General features: G+C 32.5%; 24 protein-coding genes. 15 read left to right on the top strand and 9 right to left on the bottom strand.

Going from position 1 to position 20,924, the window contains the following annotated elements:
• Positions 1-7 precede the first annotated feature (7 nt).
• The 9 genes from nuoH to OWK30_RS04795 all read right to left on the bottom strand — a co-directional run bounded on the left by nuoH (position 8) and on the right by OWK30_RS04795 (position 9,211).
• On the bottom strand, positions 8-991 hold the full coding sequence (gene nuoH, locus OWK30_RS04835; protein ID WP_423324115.1) for an NADH-quinone oxidoreductase subunit NuoH: 984 nt from the start codon (positions 989-991) through the stop codon (positions 8-10).
• A gap of 22 nt (positions 992-1,013) precedes the next feature.
• Positions 1,014-3,305 (bottom strand): molybdopterin-dependent oxidoreductase, encoded by a 2,292-nt coding sequence (locus tag OWK30_RS04830; protein ID WP_423324113.1) that lies wholly within the window; start codon positions 3,303-3,305, stop codon positions 1,014-1,016.
• Positions 3,306-3,320: 15 nt separating this feature from the next.
• Positions 3,321-5,111, bottom strand: a complete 1,791-nt coding sequence (gene nuoF / locus OWK30_RS04825) for an NADH-quinone oxidoreductase subunit NuoF (protein ID WP_423324111.1) — start codon at positions 5,109-5,111, stop codon at positions 3,321-3,323.
• 9 nt (positions 5,112-5,120) lie between these two features.
• A complete protein-coding gene (gene nuoE / locus OWK30_RS04820; RefSeq protein WP_423324109.1) occupies positions 5,121-5,642 on the bottom strand; it encodes an NADH-quinone oxidoreductase subunit NuoE in 522 nt (173 codons plus the stop codon).
• A 9-nt stretch (positions 5,643-5,651) separates the two neighbouring features.
• A complete protein-coding gene (gene nuoD / locus OWK30_RS04815; RefSeq protein ID WP_423324107.1) occupies positions 5,652-6,851 on the bottom strand; it encodes an NADH dehydrogenase (quinone) subunit D in 1,200 nt (399 codons plus the stop codon).
• Positions 6,852-6,860: 9 nt separating this feature from the next.
• Positions 6,861-7,355, bottom strand: a complete 495-nt coding sequence (locus OWK30_RS04810) for an NADH-quinone oxidoreductase subunit C (protein WP_423324105.1) — start codon at positions 7,353-7,355, stop codon at positions 6,861-6,863.
• Between the two features lie 8 nt (positions 7,356-7,363).
• A complete protein-coding gene (locus tag OWK30_RS04805) occupies positions 7,364-7,840 on the bottom strand; it encodes a NuoB/complex I 20 kDa subunit family protein (RefSeq protein ID WP_423324103.1) in 477 nt (158 codons plus the stop codon).
• On the bottom strand, positions 7,831-8,184 hold the full coding sequence (locus OWK30_RS04800; RefSeq protein WP_423324101.1) for an NADH-quinone oxidoreductase subunit A: 354 nt from the start codon (positions 8,182-8,184) through the stop codon (positions 7,831-7,833). Before OWK30_RS04800 ends, OWK30_RS04805 begins: the two co-directional genes overlap by 10 nt.
• A gap of 112 nt (positions 8,185-8,296) precedes the next feature.
• Positions 8,297-9,211 (bottom strand): RluA family pseudouridine synthase, encoded by a 915-nt coding sequence (locus OWK30_RS04795; protein ID WP_423324099.1) that lies wholly within the window; start codon positions 9,209-9,211, stop codon positions 8,297-8,299.
• A 385-nt stretch (positions 9,212-9,596) separates the two neighbouring features.
• Between OWK30_RS04795 and rpsF the strand changes: the two genes are divergently transcribed.
• The 15 genes from rpsF (at position 9,597) to OWK30_RS04720 (ending at position 20,874) form a co-directional block, all read left to right on the top strand.
• Positions 9,597-9,971 carry a 30S ribosomal protein S6 gene (gene rpsF, locus OWK30_RS04790; protein ID WP_423324097.1) on the top strand — a complete coding sequence of 125 codons (375 nt, stop codon included), beginning with the start codon at positions 9,597-9,599 and terminating at the stop codon, positions 9,969-9,971.
• A gap of 1 nt (position 9,972) precedes the next feature.
• Positions 9,973-10,377, top strand: a complete 405-nt coding sequence (gene ssb / locus OWK30_RS04785; protein ID WP_423324095.1) for a single-stranded DNA-binding protein — start codon at positions 9,973-9,975, stop codon at positions 10,375-10,377.
• Positions 10,378-10,404: 27 nt separating this feature from the next.
• Complete coding sequence (gene rpsR / locus OWK30_RS04780; protein WP_423324093.1) at positions 10,405-10,635, top strand: 30S ribosomal protein S18; 231 nt, start codon at positions 10,405-10,407, stop codon at positions 10,633-10,635.
• Positions 10,636-10,668: 33 nt separating this feature from the next.
• On the top strand, positions 10,669-11,538 hold the full coding sequence (locus OWK30_RS04775) for a DUF2232 domain-containing protein (protein WP_423324091.1): 870 nt from the start codon (positions 10,669-10,671) through the stop codon (positions 11,536-11,538).
• Positions 11,531-11,800, top strand: coding sequence for a DUF1844 domain-containing protein (locus tag OWK30_RS04770; RefSeq protein ID WP_423324089.1), 270 nt, complete (start codon positions 11,531-11,533; stop codon positions 11,798-11,800). The genes OWK30_RS04775 and OWK30_RS04770 overlap by 8 nt, the downstream gene beginning before the upstream one ends.
• Positions 11,793-12,707, top strand: a complete 915-nt coding sequence (locus OWK30_RS04765) for a cation diffusion facilitator family transporter (RefSeq protein ID WP_423324087.1) — start codon at positions 11,793-11,795, stop codon at positions 12,705-12,707. Before OWK30_RS04770 ends, OWK30_RS04765 begins: the two co-directional genes overlap by 8 nt.
• A gap of 23 nt (positions 12,708-12,730) precedes the next feature.
• Complete coding sequence (locus tag OWK30_RS04760; protein ID WP_423324085.1) at positions 12,731-13,960, top strand: LL-diaminopimelate aminotransferase; 1,230 nt, start codon at positions 12,731-12,733, stop codon at positions 13,958-13,960.
• Between the two features lie 47 nt (positions 13,961-14,007).
• Positions 14,008-14,940, top strand: a complete 933-nt coding sequence (gene fmt, locus OWK30_RS04755) for a methionyl-tRNA formyltransferase (protein WP_423324083.1) — start codon at positions 14,008-14,010, stop codon at positions 14,938-14,940.
• A gap of 68 nt (positions 14,941-15,008) precedes the next feature.
• Positions 15,009-15,866 (top strand): zinc metalloprotease HtpX, encoded by an 858-nt coding sequence (gene htpX, locus OWK30_RS04750; RefSeq protein ID WP_423324081.1) that lies wholly within the window; start codon positions 15,009-15,011, stop codon positions 15,864-15,866.
• Positions 15,856-17,010 (top strand): RsmB/NOP family class I SAM-dependent RNA methyltransferase, encoded by a 1,155-nt coding sequence (locus OWK30_RS04745; protein ID WP_423324079.1) that lies wholly within the window; start codon positions 15,856-15,858, stop codon positions 17,008-17,010. The genes htpX and OWK30_RS04745 overlap by 11 nt, the downstream gene beginning before the upstream one ends.
• 70 nt (positions 17,011-17,080) lie before the next feature.
• Complete coding sequence (locus OWK30_RS04740) at positions 17,081-17,329, top strand: hypothetical protein (RefSeq protein WP_423324077.1); 249 nt, start codon at positions 17,081-17,083, stop codon at positions 17,327-17,329.
• Positions 17,316-17,978 carry an endonuclease III domain-containing protein gene (locus OWK30_RS04735; RefSeq protein WP_423324075.1) on the top strand — a complete coding sequence of 221 codons (663 nt, stop codon included), beginning with the start codon at positions 17,316-17,318 and terminating at the stop codon, positions 17,976-17,978. The genes OWK30_RS04740 and OWK30_RS04735 overlap by 14 nt, the downstream gene beginning before the upstream one ends.
• 2 nt (positions 17,979-17,980) lie before the next feature.
• Positions 17,981-18,436 carry an Lrp/AsnC family transcriptional regulator gene (locus OWK30_RS04730; protein ID WP_423324073.1) on the top strand — a complete coding sequence of 152 codons (456 nt, stop codon included), beginning with the start codon at positions 17,981-17,983 and terminating at the stop codon, positions 18,434-18,436.
• Positions 18,437-18,474: 38 nt separating this feature from the next.
• Positions 18,475-19,266, top strand: a complete 792-nt coding sequence (locus OWK30_RS04725; protein ID WP_423324232.1) for a glycosyltransferase family 2 protein — start codon at positions 18,475-18,477, stop codon at positions 19,264-19,266.
• Between the two features lie 15 nt (positions 19,267-19,281).
• Positions 19,282-20,874: a LysM peptidoglycan-binding domain-containing protein gene (locus tag OWK30_RS04720; RefSeq protein WP_423324071.1), complete on the top strand. Its 1,593-nt coding sequence runs from the start codon at positions 19,282-19,284 to the stop codon at positions 20,872-20,874.
• Positions 20,875-20,924: the final 50 nt, after the last annotated feature.

Genomic DNA, 20,924 nt, shown 5'->3' with positions numbered 1-20,924 from the left:
TTCACCCCTATCTCACAATATATACAATTATAGATGTTATAAAAACGTTTGCCAGTGCAATTGGAATCATAACTTTCCAACCCAATGACATCAACTGGTCAAATCTCAATCTTGGCAATGTTGCTCTTAACCACAAATAAAAGAACATAAAAGCTAAAACTTTTATGACAAACCATACGAATCCTGGCAAAATTGGTCCATTCCACCCGCCTAAAAACACTATAGTTGCAATGGCTGATACTACATACATGTTCGCATATTCTGCAAGAAAAAAGAGGGCAAACTTCATACTTGAATATTCTACATGAAAACCAGCAACAAGTTCTGTTTCTGCTTCAGGTAAGTCAAAAGGCGCCCTGTTTGTTTCAGCTATAGCAGATATAAGATAGATTACAAAAGCAACAAATTGTGGAACAATAAACCATAATCCTTTCTGTGCGATAGTAATATCTCTTAATGAAAGTGAGCCAGCTAACAACACAGGACCTACTAAAGCCAGTGCCATAGCAGTTTCATAACTGATAACTTGTGCTGAAGACCTTAAACTACCAAGAAGTGCATATTTGGAGTTTGATGCCCAACCTGACATAATAATCCCATATGTACCAACAGATGAAAGAGCTAATATATATAAAAGACCAATATTTATATCAGAAATATATGGTTGTACTTCTTTGCCAAATATAACAAACTTATCAGCAAAAGGGATAACTGCAAATGCACTCAATGCAGGTATTAAGCTAAGTAATGGTGCAATAATATATACTGGTTTATCAACCATATCTGGCACTATATCTTCTTTCATCAGTAGCTTCAAACCATCAGCTATCGGTTGTAGTAAACCTTTCCAGCCCACATGAGTAGGCCCTAACCTTACCTGCATATGACCTATAACTTTTCTCTCAGCCCATGTCATATAAGCTACACTCAACAGAAGCACAGTAATAACAATTAGGATCTTAATAACTGTTAAAATTATCCCCACTAACATACCCTTACCTCTTCTAATATTTTTATATATGTTTTATTAAATCTACCTTCAAATAATTACCTTCGTTAAATAGGGGTGCTGTTTCGTTAAAATCCTTAGGTAAAGTGATAGCGCCTGGTAAAACCTTCTTATCTATTTTTACTTTATATTTGTAAGAATCATTACCTATTTTAATAGTTAAATAATCATTATCCTTAATATTTAACTCTTTAGCATCTTCAGGATTGATCTCAACAATCGGCTCTCCATAAACTTTATTCAAATCGTATGATCTTCTAGTATATGAACCACTATGTAACCTCAAATAAGCTGGATACAGCTCATATTTACCAGAGCCCTTAATCTCAAACTTCACATCCACATCAATTTCTACTTTATAAGGATAATTAACTAAGCCACCATTCCAATCCACACCTATGTAAAGTGGATTTTCAACTTCGATCATCTCTCTGATTTTCTCAGTTTCGCTTGGTAAGTTAACACCAAATTTTTTAGCTAATTCTACTATTACTTCTTTATCAGAATTAACACCTTTATTTATTGCTTTACGTAATGATTGAACTCTTCCTTCAAAATTAGTAAATGATCCATCCTTTTCAGCAAAAGTAGCAACAGGAATATAAACATTCGAAAGCTCTGCAGTTTCGCTGAAAAAAGGATCTGTCACAACAAATAACTCTAAATCTTTAAACAAATTCAATATATCATAGTATTCTGATCTAACAGCCAAGTTTTCACCAAATACAAGCAATGCCTTTATTTTACCAGTTTCAATTCCTTCCCTTAAATCCACTCCTTTCTCTGTCTTAACAAGCCCTGGATTCATACCATTAAAACATCCCATATCAACAATACCTTGAGAATTGTTCTTGGCTTTAGCAGGAACTAATTTTACATTTGACACTTTCTCTAGAACTTTTTTAGCAATTTCTACATCCTTATTATTATAAGGATTAAATATAAATACAGGTTTATCATCATTTTTAAACTTTTCTGCTACTTCACTATATTTATTCTTATCACCATCTAATGCTTTTATGAATAATTCAAACTCATTATAAAGTTCTGATGGTTTATATACATAAAACTCTGTAGCAACTCTTTTTAGTGGTGTATAATTCGGATAAAAAACATAGAGGTTAGACTCTTCTTTCCTACCTGTAACCCTTACTGAATAACCTAATACTGGGTTAGATTCTGTAACATCGATATTGAAAACAATTAATGCTTTACTTGATTCTACATCTTCGTATGTACCATCAGGAAGTGCATTGATAGTTTCTAGAGAATATAGGTTATTTGTTTTTACAACTTCTCGAGCAAATTTTTGGACTAGAAATGCCTCTTCATTAGTTAATCGTGGCGACACAACAAAAGCAACACTATCATTGCCAAATTTTGATAATACCGTATTTAATTTCTCATATACGGTATTTAACGCTCCATCAAAATCCACATCCTTAAAATCTTCACCATCTTTAACTTTTGCTGTTAATGGCCTATTGGTGGAATTAATCAACTCAAACCCAAATCTGCCTTTTGCACACAATAACCCTTTATTAATCCCTTTGTTTACATCTTCTTTAATTCGATATACTTCATTGTCTTCATGATCAATAAGAACAGTACATCCACAAGAACAAAATCCACATATTGATTCCGTACTCTCAAGATGCCATGGTCTATTTTTGAATAAATATACCCTGTTGTTCAGCGATCCCACAGGACACACACTCATACACTGACCACAGTATTCACAATTCCAAGGCTGATCAAACATTGTCCCTATATATGTTTCGACACCTCTGTTAATAAACGATATTGCCTCTATATTTACAATCTCATCACAAATTCTCACACACTTACCACAAAGTACGCATCTATCTATGTCTCTTTCAATAAATGGATTAGTATGATCAACTGGACTATTATTTGGCTTCTCATCAAATCTAACTTTTGTTATACCAAACTCGTATGTTAGATCCTGCAGTAAACATTCACCACCTTTGTCACATACAGGGCAGTCAAGAGGGTGATTAATCAGCAATAACTCGATTAATGTTTTTCTAATATTTTTTAGCTTATCACTATTTGTAATCACTTCCATATTATCATTCACTGGTGTCGTACAAGCTGTCATCAGTTTTGGACTACCTTTAACTTCCACAAGACAAACCCTACATGCACCAAAAGGGTTCAAATTTTTATGATGACACATTATTGGAATATAAACCCCGGCTTTCTCAGCCGCTTCTAAAATTGTTGTCCCTTCTTCTACTTTAACTTCAATTCCGTCTATTTTAACGGTCAACATAGGCCATCCTCACTCTTAATCTATTGCATTAAATGGACAGTTTACTATACATTCACGACATTTAACACACTTACTCTTATCAATGTAAGCAGGCTTACCTTTCTCCCAGGTAATTGCACCAACAGGACATACCTTAAAACAGATACCACATTTCTTACATCTATCTTCATCCACAACAAATTCTATCAAATCAGGACATTCTCTAGCAGGACATTTTTTATCTTTTATATGTGCTTCATATTCATGCCTAAAATATTTTATAGTTGTAAGAACAGGGTTAGGTGCTGTTTGTCCCAGACCACAAAGAGATGCAGTCTTGATATCCACAGCTAATGACTCAAGCAACTCTATATCACCTTCTCTACCTTCACCCTTACAAATCCTTTCAAGAATATCGAGCATTGTCTTTGTACCTATTCTACAAGGAATACACTTACCGCAAGATTCTCTTTGGGTAAAAGTCAAGAAGAATTTAGCAACATTAACCATACAGTTAGTTTCATCCATTACAACCACACCACCAGAACCCATCATAGCACCAGCAGCAATCAATGAGTCGTAATCTATAGGAGTATCCAGCAAGCTCTCTGGCAAACAACCTCCTGATGGTCCACCAAGCTGAACAGCTTTGATTTTTCTTCTTTTAGGTATGCCTCCACCAACATCAAATACAAGTTGTCTAACAGTAACACCCATTGGAACTTCAATAAGTCCAGTACTTTTAACTTTACCACTCAAAGCAAATATCTTAGTACCTTTTGATTTCTCCGTACCAATAGAAGCATACCAATCTGCACCATTTTTTATAATCAGAGGTAAATTAGCAAATGTTTCTACGTTATTAACGTTAGATGGTTTCCCCCATAGTCCTTTGACTGCAGGGAATGGTGGTCTTGGTCTAGGCATCCCTCTTTCACCTTCAATGGATGCTATCAATGCTGTTTCTTCACCACAAACAAAGGCACCAGCACCTTCTTTTAGGTGCAAATGAAACTCAAAGTCAGTACCTAGTATATTCTTGCCAAGAAAGCCTCGTTCTTCAGCTATTCTAATAGCCTTTTTAACACGCTTAATAGCTAAGGGGTACTCAGCACGACAATAGATATAACCTTCTTTACAACCAATTGCATAAGCAGCAATAAGCATTCCTTCGATTACAGCATGAGGATTCCCTTCAATAATACTTCTATCCATAAAAGCACCAGGGTCGCCTTCATCAGCATTACAGATCAAATATTTTAAATCACCTTTTGACGCCCTACAAAATGTCCATTTAAGCCCTGTAGGGAAACCACCTCCCCCTCTACCTCTCAAACCTGATTTCTTAACCTCTTCAATAACATCTTCAGGAGTCATCTCTTTCAATATTTTCTTTATAGCCTCATATCCACCATATGAAATATAATCATCTATATCCTCTGGATCAACTTTACCACAATCAGCTAAAACATATCTCTTTTGAAGCTTGTAAAACTCATAATAATCTTTTTTAGCAGCCCATTTTTTTACAACTTCACCCTTAATGATGTGTTCCTCAACTATTGTTGGAACCATTTCTGGTGTCACATGCTCATAAGTGATTTCATCATGACCTGGGATATGAATATCCACTAAAACATCTCTTGCACACAACCCTCTACAACCTGTAGCTTTTACTTTACAATTTCTTTCTTTTATTTCACCATTAAGACCATGCTTCTTAAATTCTTCCTCAAAGGCTGCCATTACTTCGGCACCGCCTGATGCTACTCCGGCAGTACCCATACAAACATGTACCTCAATCTGATCTATTTTTTGAGCACTCATATCCTACCCCTAATCCTCTTTTTTAGCATATTCCCTAAAAATATCTCTTGCTTTTTCAGGGGTCAAATTACCGTATGTTTTATCATTGATCATAATAACTGGAGCCATACCACAAGCTCCAATACAAGAAACTTCTTCCAGAGTAAACTTAAGATCATCCGATGTTTCCCCATTTTTAATGCCAAACTCTTCTGTAACAACCTCTGAAATACGACCAGAACCTTTTACGTGACATGCTGTACCTCGACAAACTCTAATCACATATTTACCACGAGGAGTAGTATAAAATTGCGCATAAAACGTAATTACACCATAAATAGTATGCGGAGACATATTTAAATTTTCGGCTATCCTTTCAACCATTTCTTTTGAAAGATAACCATAGTAATCTTGTACTTTTTGTAAAACAGGAATTGTTGAACCCTTCTTCCCTTTATATTCAGCACAAATTTCATCAATTGCAGTTAAATCTAATTCTTGCTGAAGCTCTTTTTCTTTATTTCCATTTTTATCCAAAATTTTCTCAGCCATAGGCTTCCCCTATCTATCTATTTCACCTAGCACTATATCTACACTACCTATAATACCAACAAGGTCAGCAATCATATGCCCCTTTGACATAAGAGGTAATGCTCCCAAGTTAACAAAAGAAGCAGCACGAATTTTCAACCTATAAGGTTTTTCTTTACCATCGCTCACTATATAAAAACCCACTTCCCCTTTTGGAGCCTCAACGCAAGCATATGTTTCACCTTTAGGAGTCTTAAACCCTTTTGAAATAAGATAAAACCTTCTAATAAGCGCTTCCATCTTCTCATAAACTTCTTCATGAGCCGGCATCCCAATCCTTGGATCATCTGTCATGACCGGGCCTTCAGGTATCTGTTCTAATGCTTGCTCTAAAATTTTTCTTGATTCTCTCATCTCTTGCATACGAACTTTATAACGTGCATAGATATCCCCTTCTTCAAAACATGGGATATCAAAGTCAAATCTGTCATAAATTCCATAAGGCTCTGCTTTTCTCAAATCAAATTTAATACCAGAACCTCTCATGATTGGTCCACTCGCACCATAATTCATAGCATCTTCACCAGATATATATCCTACGCCAACAGTTCTTTTTAACCAAATACGGTTCTTAGTGAGCAATCTTTCATATGTATTGCAGCGATCTTCAAATATATCAATAAACTCCCTCAACCTATCAAAAAATTCAGGTGGCACATCATCTCTAATTCCACCAATCCTTATCCAAGAACTTGTCATCCTCTGCCCAGTTGCAATCTCAAACATATCAAGTATCATTTCCCTTTCTCTAAAAGCATAAAGAAATACTGTCATAGCACCAATATCTAAAGCATGGGTGGCAATCCATACAAGGTGGCTAGCAATCCTAGCAAGCTCAGCAAAAATCACCCTTAGATATTCTGCTCTCTCAGGAATTTTTACATCAAAAAACTTCTCAACAGCTAGACAATATGCAAGATTGTTTGAAAGTGGTGCAAGATAATCCAATCTATCAGTTAAAGGAATAAACTGATGATAAGTTCTATTTTCAGCTAACTTTTCAACTCCCCTATGCAAAAAGCCTATATCTGGTCTAACATCAACAATAGTCTCACCATCAAGGTCAACTACAAGCCTCAGAACCCCGTGTGTACTAGGGTGCTGAGGCCCCATATTAATTGTAATAACTTCACCCAAGTAATCTTTATTTTGAACTTTTACATTCTCCATAGCCAACCCCTACTTTGTAAACCTTATACCTAAGTTCTGCTCATCAACCTTATTAAACCATTTACGCTCTTTTAAAGGAAAATCTTTTCTAAGAGGGTGCCCTTCAAAGAAGTCAGGAAGCAAAATTCTTCTCAAATCAGGATGACCTTCAAAAATCACACCAACAAGATCATATTGCTCCCTTTCCATAAAATTAGCACCCTTCCATATATCAGTAACAGTCTCTATCTTATCATCAGGAATTGCTACTTTCACAAAAACCCTAATATTATTCTCAATGGAATAAAGATTATAAACTACATCAAACTTCATTTCTCTATCAGGCCAGTGAGTAGCAACAATATCCACAATATACTTAAACAAAAACTTCTCTTTTAATTCTTTCAAAACTTCTTTAAAAACATCTTTATCAACTTGAATAAAATTACATTTAAACTCTATTTTACCTGAAATTTTCCCTGGGTACTTTTCACTAAAGTATTGAACAATATCATTAAACACCATAACACACCTCATTTCCTGATAACTTTGTCATGCTTAATCTTTTCTTGAAGAGCCACTATAGCATCAAGCAGAGCCTCAGGCCTTGGAGGGCACCCAGGAATATAGAAATCTACTGGAACTATTTCATCCACACCTTGAACAGTGGAGTAAGTGTTAAATATTCCACCGCTTGTAGCACAACTACCCATAGCTATCACCCATTTTGGCTCCGGCATCTGATCATAGACTTTCCTAACAACTGGCGCCATCTTCCTCGTCACAGTCCCAGCCACAATCATTAAATCAGCCTGTCTCGGCGTCGCTCTAAAAATAACACCGAGCCTATCAAGGTCATATTTAGACGCACCAGCTGCCATCATCTCGATAGCACAACAGGCAAGACCAAAAGTCACAGGCCAAATTGAAGACCTTCTAGCCCAATTAATTACACCATCAATAGTTGTGGTTATAATGTTGTCTGAAAATTTGTGCTCGATCAAGCCCATTCTAACGCTCCTTTTCTCCAAGCATAAAAATAACCAAAAACAAGTATGATGATAAAAATAATCATCTCAATTAGACCGAAAATTCCAACCATATCGAATGCCACAGCCCATGGGAACAAGAAAACAGTTTCCACATCAAATATTACAAATAACATTGCAATAATATAAAACTTCACACTATACCTTTTTCTTGCATCAGAAAACTCAGGCATACCACATTCATAAACACTTAACTTAACTTTTTCTGGCTTATCAGGTCTAACTATAAAGCCTACAGTAATAGTAATGACACCTATTAAAGCTGAAATTATTAACATTAGTGCTATTGGCAAATAAGGACTCATAACTCACCTCTGTATTTTGTATACAGTATGCATTTTCTAACACATCAAAACGAAAGTGTCAACAATAAACATTGTTTTAATAAAGGATAATTCAATATTACAATAATCTATCTCAACTATTGATAGACCATTTACTAATAAAATTTTTCATATCATCTGGAAAACTAATTTTAAACCTCATCAATTTATTTACAAAAGGACATTGAAACGAAAGATAGTAGGAATGAAGAGCCTGTCTTGGGAAAACAATTTTTTTGCTCAATTTATTCCCATAAACAGCATCACCAACCAAAGGGAAACCTAGATACGACATGTGAACTCTTATCTGATGGGTCCTCCCTGTATATATTTTTATCTCAGCAAGAAATACATTTTCCCACCTTTTAATAACCCATATCTCACTTTTGGCTAATCTCCCATTTTTTACAACCGCCATTTTTTTCCTATCAACAGGATGTCTACCTATTTCATTCTCCACAACAATATGGTCCCATTTCGGATTCCCATAACATATTGCATAATATCTTTTTTCAACCTTACGATCTTTAAAAAGAACGGCTATCTTCTCTTTAACTTCCCTGTTTTTAGCCACAATAATTAAACCTGAAGTATCTTTATCTAACCTATGTATAATGCCCGGCCTCAAATCATCAGCATCTTCTAATTTATATTTGTTAATGATAGCATTAACCAATGTATCAGTTTTATTACCTGGGGCAGGATGCACACATAGACCTGGTTGCTTATCCAGCACAATATAGTAATCGTTTTCATATACAACATTCAAAGGGATATTTGCAGGTTTTAAATCAAGCGGTTCTTCTTTTGGAATTTTAACAACAATTACATCATCAATATGAACTTTATAAGAAGGTTTTACTTTTTTATCATTCACTAAAATCAAACTATCTTTTATTAGATTTGAACAGTAATTTCTTGATCTATTCAATTGTTCTGCAATGTACTGATCTAGTCTAACTTTGGATTTTACAGCCTTAATAGTTAACACTCTCTCAATCTCCACCATAGCATCACCTAGCAATTGCAGCTTTCTTCAAACATATAATATGAACTTTCTATTTTATCAATTGATAAAAATTGATATTTTACGGAGTCACCCACCCCATTTTTTGTAAAACGTAAAACCTTGTTTCAAGTTGTTTATGAAAAAACATTTTATGGGAGCTTGAACCGTAGCAATACAGGATGTTTTACGAGAATGAAGAAAATGTTTTTCCATAAACAATAACATGTAACTATTTGTAATATATACATAATTTAGGCTGACAATAAAAAATAGGGATGGCTCCAGGATATTTTTTGTTGACATATTTTCGCCAAACTGATAAATGAGACTACCGCCTTGCTACGTGTACTATAGGCACGTGGCTAAAAAACCATAAGGAGGAAACATGAGAACTTACGAAACACTTTTTATCGTAAAATCAGATCTTTCGCAAGAAGACGCTATCGAAGTTTTTGATAGTTTTAAAGAAAACATTACTAAAAACGGTGGTAAAATCATTCATGAAGAAATATGGGGTAAAAGAACTCTCGCCTACAAAATTGAAAAATACACAGAAGGATATTACTTTCTAATCAATTTTGAAGCAGAACCTACATATCCCAAAGAACTTGAAAGAAGATTTAAACTCAATGAAAATGTTATTCGTTTTATTGTAGTCAAAATTGATGGTAAAAAATTTAAACTAAAAAAGCAAACATTAGCAAAAGAAGAAACACCAAAAACTGAAAAACAATCTGACACAGAAAAAACTGAGGGATAAAATGGGTTTCTTCAATAAGGTCATCCTTTTAGGAAATGTAACAAGGAACCCTGAAGTAAGATATATTCCAGGAAGTGGAACACCTGTTGCATCTTTTGGTCTTGCTATAAACAGAAGATATAGACAGGGAGAAGAAACAAGAGAAGAAACCTGTTTTATAGATATAGTTGCTTTTTCAAAATTGGCTGAATTCGCTGGAGAGTATATTTCTAAAGGAATTTCAGTGCTTATAGAAGGGCGACTAACTTATCGTACCTGGGAACAAGATGGACAAAAAAGAAGCAAACATGAAATCGTAGCTGAAAACATACAACTTGTATGGAAAAAGGAAAAAGCTGCAAGCACATCAGATTTGCTTGATGACGTTACTGAAGATAGTTTCGACGAAGATGACATACCATTTTAAAAGAAGTATACAACAGGAGGTTAATAGATGGCTATTATCAGAAGAAGATTTCAAAGACATAAAGTTTGTAGATTTTGTACAGAAAATATTGAAATTGATTATAAAGATGCTAATCTTTTAAAGCAGTTTATCACAGAACGTGGTAAAATTATGCCAAGAAGGTTAACAGGTACCTGTGCAAAACACCAAAGAAGATTGGCAGATGCTATAAAAACAGCTCGTATTATGGCATTATTACCTTTTACATTAAATAAATAAGTTAAGGGGAATGTTTCCCCTTCTTTTTCATATATGGTAACTCCCATACCAATTTTACAACTTTTAATAAGTTTTATATTATTTACTTTTAATGTGTATAATCCATATTTTGGTTTATTCCTTGGATTAATTTCACCTATTTTTTTACTCTTTTATTTAAACACACTAAACAGATTCCCTTACGAACTTCTGATTGGCATTATTATTCATGCTTCTATATTCAAAATAGTCACTGTTTATTATATTTTCATGGTAGTTATACCATCATATGCTATCTTAGCAAAAAAAGACAAAGCTGAATTATTATCAGGTATACCAGCATTACTTGCTTCAATCACAATTTTATTATTATTACCAGACATAAAAACTTTACTAATAAAAAATTTAGAATTTAACCTCTCAAATTACTTAGAACTTTTAAGAAATAGTAGCTCAACAGAAAAATTATTTTATATTGAAAAAATTGAAAAAAATAAGACATATATAGCCACGCTTTTTGTATATCTGATGCCTTCACTCTCATATAGTTACATTTCTTTTATTACTTATATCAATAAAAGATTTTTTGATAAATCACAAAAAATTTCAAATACTCCCTTTCAAGTACCGCTTCAAATTATACCTATTTTTATAGTAGGTGGCTTTTTAATTTTAGCTAATTTTATTAGTGCCAAAATCATTTCATATAATACATTAATTATTTTCTTTACTCTATTTTTTATACAAGGCATTGAAATTCTTGAGTTTTGGTTAAAAAAAATAAACGTTCCTCCAATCTTTAAATATATAATTTTATTTTTCATTTTACTAGAACCTCCTCTTACTATAATCTTGAGTATCTTTGGACTTTTTGATATTTGGATAGATTTTAGAAAACTGAACAAAGGGGGAAAAAATGGATGAAAAAAAATATTTCGAATCCCTTTTCATCTCCCTAGTAGCAACTTTTGAAACAAATGCATTAATAGCAATGGGTAAACTCTCAAACCCTCTAAGTGGTAAACTAGAAAAAGATTTAAATTCTGCTAAAATGAACATCGATATCCTAAGGATGTTAAAAGAGAAAACTAATAATAATTTAAGTGAACAAGAATTAAAACATCTAACCTCTACTATAACAAATTTAGAACTAAATTATGTGGAAGAGATAAAAACTGATGGGTAAAGCAAATGCTCCAAAAGTATCTATAATAATCGCTACTATACTTGCCATAGTAAAAATAATTTTTGGATTATTTGTCAATTCAATGGCAATCATCGCTTCAGCAGCTGATTCAATCTTTGATATTATAGCCTCTGCTATAAACTTTGTGGCAATAAAAAAATCTGAAGAACCACCGGATGAAAAACATCCTTATGGGCATGCAAAATTTGAATCACTTGCTACTTACATCCAGTCATTGATCATACTTTTATCAGGAGGTTTTATTTTTTATAAAAGTATTATTAAAATTATTCGTAAAGAATCAGTAACAGATTTAAACACAGGGATCTACATAATGGCATTTTCATTAATAGTCACTTTTTTTCTGGTTATTTACTTAAACTACATGGCTAAAAAAACAAATTCCTCAGTTATAGAGGCAGACGCCTTACATTATAAGGTGGATTTATTAAGTAACGGTGGCGTCATATTAGCATTGGTTTTAATTAAATATACTAATTTACAGATAATCGACCCTATTATTTCTATTCTTACAGCATCCTATATAATTTATTCTGCAATAAAATTAAACTTAAACGTAAGTATGGAGCTTCTAGACACTGAGCTCCCCAGAGAAATAAAAAATGATATTATTAATGTATTAAAACAGTTTGATGAATATCATCTAAATACACATAGAATCAGAACAAGAAAAGCTGGTAATAAAAAATTTTTAGATATGCACATAACTCTTTGCAAAAATCTTACATTAGAAGATGCACACAAAGTTACTCAATTGATTGAAAATGCATTAAAAAAAGAAGTAAAAGACTTAGATGTTACTATTCATATGGATCCTTGTAATGAAAAAACATGTCCAGGATTTGAGGCTTGCAATAAAAATAAAATCCGTTTAGATAATAAATAAATCAAAGATTGAAGGAGGATGTGGTGAGAGATTTTATGGAAAATGTTATTGCTGAACGTTTAGGCGGAAAAATGTTTGGCAAAGATACGAAAATCTACAAATTTGAAAAAATAAAAAGAGCAAAAAGAGCTGCTTTAGAAGCAAATCCAGGGAAGGAACTTATAGATCTTGGAGTGGGTGAACCTGATGATATGGCAGATATGAGTATTGTAAAGGTACTGCAAGTTGAAGCCGAAAAAAAAGAAAACAGATTTTATGCAGACAATGGAATTCAAGAATTTAAAGATGCCGCTGCTGAATATATGAAAAAAAGATTTGGTGTCGATATAGATCCTGTTAAAGAAGTAAATCATGCAATTGGTTCAAAACCAGCCCTTGCAATGCTTCCATTCTGTCTAATTAATCCTGGTGATATTGCTTTAATGACAGTACCTGGCTATCCTGTTACAGGTACAATCACAAAATACCTTGGAGGAAGTGTATATAATTTACCTTTAACAAAAGAAAACAACTTTTTACCTGACTTAGACTCTATCCCTGAAGATGTTAGAAAAAAAGCAAAAATTCTGTATTTAAACTATCCAAACAACCCAACAGGAGTTCTTGCACCTAAAGAATTTTTCGAGAAAGTTGTAAAATTTGCTAAAGAAAACAATATAACAGTAATCCATGATGCAGCATATATTGAACTTACCTATGGAGAAAGGCAACCTTCCTTCTTAGAAATTGAAGGAGCAAAAGAAGTCGGCGTAGAAATTCATTCATTATCAAAATCGTATAATATGACAGGTTGGAGAATGGCCTTTGTATGCGGAAATGAGCTGCTCGTACAAGCATTTGCTACAGTAAAAGATAATAACGATTCAGGACAGTTTATACCAATACAGAAGGCAGCAACTTATGCCTTACAACATCCAGAATTAATAGATAACGTTAGAGAAAAATACCAAAGAAGATTACAAGCTTTGGCAAAAGTTTTAAAAGATCTTGGTTTTTACGTCAATGAACCCAAGGGAACATTTTATCTTTATTTTGAAATACCAAAAGGTACTAAAAGTGGCAAAGAATTCAAAAATGCTGAGGAATTTTGCGATTACTTAATTAGGGAAAAACTCATATCTTCTGTTCCTTGGGATGATGCAGGACATTATCTAAGATTTACTGTAACTTTTGAAGCTAAAAACATTGATGATGAAAAAAGAATAATTGATGAAGTAGCAAAAAGGTTATCAGAAGAAGAATATATTTTTTAGAGCCTATTAGGCTCTTCTTCTCTTGAATTTCAACGGAGTGTAGTATTATGAATATCGTTTTTATGGGAACACCAGAAATAGCTGTACCTACCCTTGCGAAACTTTTAGAAACAGGATTCAATGTTAATCTTGTTGTTTGTCAACCAGATAAACCCAAAGGAAGGGGGAAAAAACTCAAAGCCCCCCCAACAAAAGAGTTTGCCCTCAAACATGGTATTGAAGTATTTCAACCAGAAAAACTTAAAAATAATGAAGAAGCATTTTACAAGATTGCAGAAAAAAAACCGGATTTTTTAGTAGTTGTAGCTTACGGTAAAATTTTGCCAGATAAAATATTAAACATTCCTAGCAAAGCACCAATAAACGTTCATTTTTCTCTTTTACCAAAATATAGAGGCGCTGCACCTGTTAATTGGGCAATTATTAATGGAGAAGAGAAAACTGGTGTAACCACCATGTTGATGGATACAGGACTTGATACTGGAGATATTCTTTTGACGGATGAAACAGCTATTGACAAAAAGAATGCTGTAGAACTTTCAAAAGAATTAGCTGATACTGGAGCAAACTTGCTCATTGAAACAATAACAAATTTTGAATATATCACTCCTAAAAAACAAGACCACTCTGCAGCAACCTATGCACCCATATTAAAAAAAGAAGATGGATTGATTGACTTCAATGAATCAGCTGAGGTAATAGAACGAAAAATAAGAGGATTACAACCTTGGCCTACTGCATTTACGTATTATAATGGAAAACTAGTAAAATTTTTTAAAGCAGATGTTACAAATGATGAAAAGGACATAGTTAAAGGTACAATTTTTGATGTTACAAAGAAACATTTTAAAGTAAAATGTGGCAGTGGTTCACTTATTGTTAAAGAAATTCAGTTTGAAGGGAAAAAAAGAATGCCTGTTGTTTCATTTCTTGCAGGATTTTCAATTAAAGAAGGTGATAAATTCGAACCGAAAATTTGAACCAAACCCTTGAAAAATTATCTATCTCGTAGATATTATAAAAAAATGACTAATGGAGGTTTAACCATATGAATTTAAACACTTTAAAAACAGCCTTTCTACTTGGGTTGTTAACTCTCCTTTTCATATTTATTGGAGGATTATTAGGTGGTAGAACAGGAATGATGTTAGCTTTTATATTTGCTCTAGGAATGAATTTTATATCTTATTGGTTTAGTGATAAGATAGTACTAGCAATGTATAGAGCTAAAGAAGTAACCGAAACAGAAGCACCAATGCTATATTCAATAGTAAGAAGGCTTACTCAAAAAGCTGGCATGCCTATGCCAAAAGTATACATTATTGACAATCCCACTCCTAACGCTTTTGCTACAGGAAGAAATCCAAACCATGCAGCAGTAGCTGTAACTACAGGAATACTAAATTTATTAAATGAAGATGAATTGGAAGGAGTATTGGGGCACGAGCTAGCTCATATTTACGGCAGAGATATTCTTATTTCAACAATTGCTGCATCCGTAGCTAGTGCAGTTATGTTGTTAGCAGATTGGGCTAGATGGGCATTTATTTTTGGAGGATTTAGATCTGATGATGATGAAAATGCCGGTGGTGCCATTGGAGCTTTTATTGCAATGTTAATAGCCCCTATTGCAGCCATTCTAATTCAAATGGCTATATCTCGATCAAGAGAATATCTTGCTGATGAACGGGGTGCTAAACTTTCTGGAAAACCATTAGCTCTTGCAAGTGCACTTGAAAAAATAGCTTATGGTGTACAAGCGGTACCAATGAATGCTAACCCTGCTACAGCACACATGTTCATTATGAATCCATTACGTGGTAAAAGTATCTTATCACTATTTTCCACTCACCCCCCAATAGAAGAACGAATTAAAAGACTTAGAAAATTAGCATATGGCGGATAAAACAAGGAGAAGGCTTTACAACCTTCTCCTTAATTTTTTTAATGGTCAAATAAAAGAAGATTTTTTCACTGACAATCCATACAAAAAGTTTTACAGAAAAATATATTTTGAGATTTTCAGACATTTTGGGTTTATTCAATACATTTTAACAAAATACCTTAAAAAGGATACTCCCATAGAATCTATGGCTGCTCTTACATTGGGGGCAGCACAAATACTCTTTTTAAATGATATCCCAGATTATGCTGCAGTAAATGAATCTGTAGAGTTAACCCCTAAAAAGCAAAAACCTCTTGTCAATGCGGTTTTAAGAAACATAGTAAAAAATAAAATAAATCTGTTAAAAGAATACCACATATATTATGACTTTCCCCATTATTTTTTTGACAGGTGGCAAAAAAGATTTAAAAACAAAAATGAATTTGAACTTTTCTTACAATCTTTACACAAAATTCCAAAATATTATTTAGTATCTACCAGTAACTTATCTATATATGAATATAAAAACGGGTATGATGATAGTATCTATTATCCTATGGATATTAACTCTTTCAAAATTCCACTATTAAAAAAATTACAAAATGTACAAAACATCCTAGATTGCTGTGCAGCACCAGGAGGAAAAACTATCTTGCTATCAAAACGTTATCCTAATGCTAAAATAATAGCTATTGAAAAAAATCCTGATAGACTAAAAGTTTTATCGCAAAATTTAAGAAAATATAATTGCAACAATGTAAAAGTAATTAAATCTGATTTTTTTCACTTCAATGACAATACGTTGTATGATTTCATACTTCTTGATGCTCCATGCACAGCTCTTGGAACTATTAGAAAACACCCTGAAGTTTTGTGGTTAAAAAATGATAGAGATATTAACAAAATGTCAAACTATCAAAAAAGATTTTTAGAAAAAGGGGTGTCACTTTTAAAAAAAGGTGGATATTTAATTTATAGTGTTTGTTCTCTAGAACCTGAAGAAGGTTTTGAAAATATCCATTGGCTTTTAAACAAATATGATAACATTAAACTTATCTCACCAGAGATAGATAAAAGTCTTGTACAAGATAACTGCTTTTATACATTACCTCACAAATCAGAGGGGGATGGATTTTTTGCTGCAATCTTACATAAAAAAGATTAACTAACTTTTATTGTAATATTATCTTAAGAATATTGTTGAAATTTTGTAAAATATTTGTAAAACACAAAACATGAAAGATAAACGTAAATTAATAAAAGAATTAGAGGAAATAGCATACAAACTAAATATTTCTGTACGATATGAAGCCACTAAGGCAAAAGGTGGACTTTGCAGAGTGAAAGATAAATATTATATTATTATAGATAAAAAATCTACACCTGAATACAAAATTTCAATACTGGTAAAATCATTAAGAAAGCTTGATCTGAATAATATCCACATAAAACCAAAGTTGAGAGAATTCATTGAAAACTACTGACAAAGTAGACAAAATTTATCAGACACTTAAAGATATCTATAAAACCTTATCTGAACCCTCTGTAACTAAAATATCTAAAGAGACAAAAAATGATCCTTTTAAGGTGCTGATCAGTTGCCTAATTTCATTAAGAACCAAAGATGATGTTACTATTGCTGCCTCCAAGAGGCTCTTTTCTGTTGCAGATTCCCCACAGAAATTGTACAAACTTGAAGAAGCAAAAATTGCATCTTTAATATATCCCGCAGGATTCTACAAAAAAAAGGCAATAACTATAAAGGAAATTTCAAAAACTATCGTAAATAAATATGGTGGCCGTGTACCTAATACTTTAGATGAACTTTTAAAATTAAAAGGGGTAGGTAGAAAAACTGCAAATCTTGTTCTTGTAGAAGGGTTCAACAAATATGGCATTTGTGTAGATACACATGTTCATAGAATTTGTAATAGACTTGGTCTAGTTAAAACAAATACACCAGAAAAAACAGAAATGGAATTACGTAAAATTTTGCCAAAGAGTTACTGGAAAAAATGGAACGAAATGCTGGTAAGCTTTGGTCAGAAGATATGCACCCCAATTTCTCCAAAGTGTTCAACTTGCAAACTATACAAATTGTGTGATAGAATATCCGTAGAAAAATGGAGGTAAAAATGAAATTTATAGACGAAGTTGACAAGCAAATAATAAATATTCTAATTAAAGACGGAAGAACTTCTTATGCAGACATATCAAAAGCTGTGGGAATGAAGCCACCTTCAGTTATTGAAAGGATAAAGAAACTTGAAAAAGAAGGTATCATAAAACAGTACACCACCAAAATTGACTATAAAAAATTAGGATATGATATATTAGCTTTTATAGGAATCTCCATCGATAACGCTCAACATATAGAAGACTTCGAAGTAACACTAGCGAATTTTGACGAAGATATCATAGAATGTCATCATGTAACAGGTGATTTTACAATGATTTTAAAAGTTGTTACAAAAAATACTGAAACTCTTTCTCAGTTAATAAAAAAAATAAGAAATATTACAGGTGTTAGGCAAACCAACACAATACTAGTCTTTTCCACAATTATGGATAACCTAAGAAATGTAGATTGATTATTTTTTAGATATTTTCGAACGTTGGTTTAGTGACAATGGTATCAGTAATTATACCAGTATATAATCGTATTACTGTCTTAAAAGATGCAATAGAATCTGTTCTTTGTCAGACATTTAAAAATGTTGAAATCATTATAGTTGATGACGGTTCCAGTGTAGACATTGCCATAGCGATAAAACCTTATAGAAATTTAGTAAAATACGTTCGCTTTGAAAATAACAAAGGTGTCAGTGCAGCAAGAAATGTAGGAATACGACTCGCAAAAGGTGAATACATAGCTTTTTTGGACTCTGACGATATTTGGCTACCTTTCAAACTTGAAAGACAAATAAGTTTTATGAAACAAAACAACTTTAATGTATGCCACACTGATGAATTCTGGTACAAAAATGGTGTATTTATCAATCAGGGTAAAAAGCATAAAAAGTTTGGAGGAAAAATTTTAACAAAAATACTTGACCATTGTAGAATCAGCCCTTCAAGTTTCATCGCAAAAAAAGAAGTTTTTAACAAGGCAGGAATTTTTAACGAATCATTACCTATTGCGGAAGATTATGATCTTTGGCTACGAGTTGCACTATTTTACCAAATAGGATTTTTAAACCTAAAAACCATTATAAAAAGATTTTTTTTAAATGACCATCTCAGCCATTGTGTTAAAAATATAGAATATTACAGATTACTTGCCTTACTAAAATTTTATAGTAAATACAAAACACATTTTAATCATGAAGAAAAACTAAAAATTATTCAAACAATTAATAAAAAAGAAAATATTGTAGCTTCAGGTTTATCCAAAAAAAGATTGAAAGAAAAGAACATTTAGTTTACTATGCCCACCATGAAAAAGCTATTGTTATTGTTTTTTTTATCTCTTTTATTCATTTCATGTTCACTTATTGATTTAAAAACGCAAACAAAACAAAATATTCACAATATTCAAAGCAATCCTCCTGTAAAAAAAGTTGAAATAGTAAAAAAACCTATTGTATCGCCACTAAAAAATGATGAATTTAAACTTTTCTCACCCAATACCAACTTTGAAACCTCCTTACTTTTCGATAAATCGTTAACCCTTAATTTAACTTCAGAAACTTTCAACCAAAAAGATTACGACATTCCAATTGTGGTTAATGCAAGGGTTAAATATTTCATAAAACGGTACACAAAACTTTATCCTATCACCTTTCAAAGGTGGTTAAACAATGCAAATAAGTATATCTACATTGTAAAAGATATTTTTAGAAGAATGGACCTGCCCACAGATCTTGCTTGTTTACCTTTTGCTGAAAGTGGTTTTGATGTATATGCTTATTCCTGGGCCGGGGCTGGTGGAATGTGGCAATTTATGGAATCCACAGGGAAAATTTATGGTTTAAAAAACAACTTCTGGGTAGATGAAAGACGGGATTTTGAAAAGGCTACTATTGCAGCTGCAAAATACTTAAAATATTTACATAAATACTTTAATGACTGGTACTTAGCCATTGCAGCTTATAATGGTGGTTTTTATAAAGTATTAAAAGCAACACAAAGATACAAAACTAAAAACTTTTTTAAAATATCTAAATATAGATTTTTAAAGCAAGAAACTAAAGATTATGTCCCAAAATTTATCGCCTTAACTATAATTTATAAAAATTACCTAGAATATGGTTTTGAACCCCCACAAACTGATCCATTAATCTTTGATAAAATCAAACTCAACCAACCAGTGAATTTATACGTAATAGCTGATTTGCTCAACACTGATTTCAAAAAACTCAAAGAACTTAATCCGTCCTTAAAAAAACCAATTACCCCCCCAAATGATAATTTTGAACTACGAATACCTTATGGAACAAAAATGTTTTTAGAGAAAAAAATAGCTGAGTTGTCACCAGAAGAACTATTACAGGTAAAAATCTACTATGCAAAGAAAAAAGAAAAACTTTATAAAATCGCAAGAAAATTCAGAGTTTCTGTTGCATCTATTAAAAAGTTAAACAATTTACGGTATGATTTTATACTCTTTTCGGGTCCTATTTTTATTCCTTTAAAAAAATATGCAAAATCTCTCGCAATGCAAAATTTTGCAAATGATATCAACGCAGTAACACCAAGAATCTACATAGTCAGAAAAGGTGATACTCTATATAACATAGCACATAAATATGGATTATCCGTTTATGAACTCATAAAACTCAATAAAGGAATTAATCCAAGGCTTATTAGACCAGGTGATCCCATTATTGTCTCAAAAAAATATAACTACAAAAAGAAAAGATATAAAAGATATACCCTTACAAAAAGTAGAAAATACCTTATTAGAAAAGGTGATACACTATGGAGTATTGCAAATAAGTTTAACACCTCAGTAGAAAAAATAAAAATAACAAACAAATTGAAAACTACACTTTTAATTCCTGGTACATATATAAAAATCCCAAATTAATTTTCACTAGCAAATTACAATTTGAGAGACATTACAATCTATACACATCA

It is taken from the genome of Deferribacter abyssi, from assembly GCF_049472655.1.
In the GTDB taxonomy this organism is placed as follows: domain Bacteria; phylum Chrysiogenota; class Deferribacteres; order Deferribacterales; family Deferribacteraceae; genus Deferribacter; species Deferribacter abyssi.
Note: the sequence above shows the minus strand (reverse complement) of the source record. Positions and strands in the feature narration are given on the sequence as shown.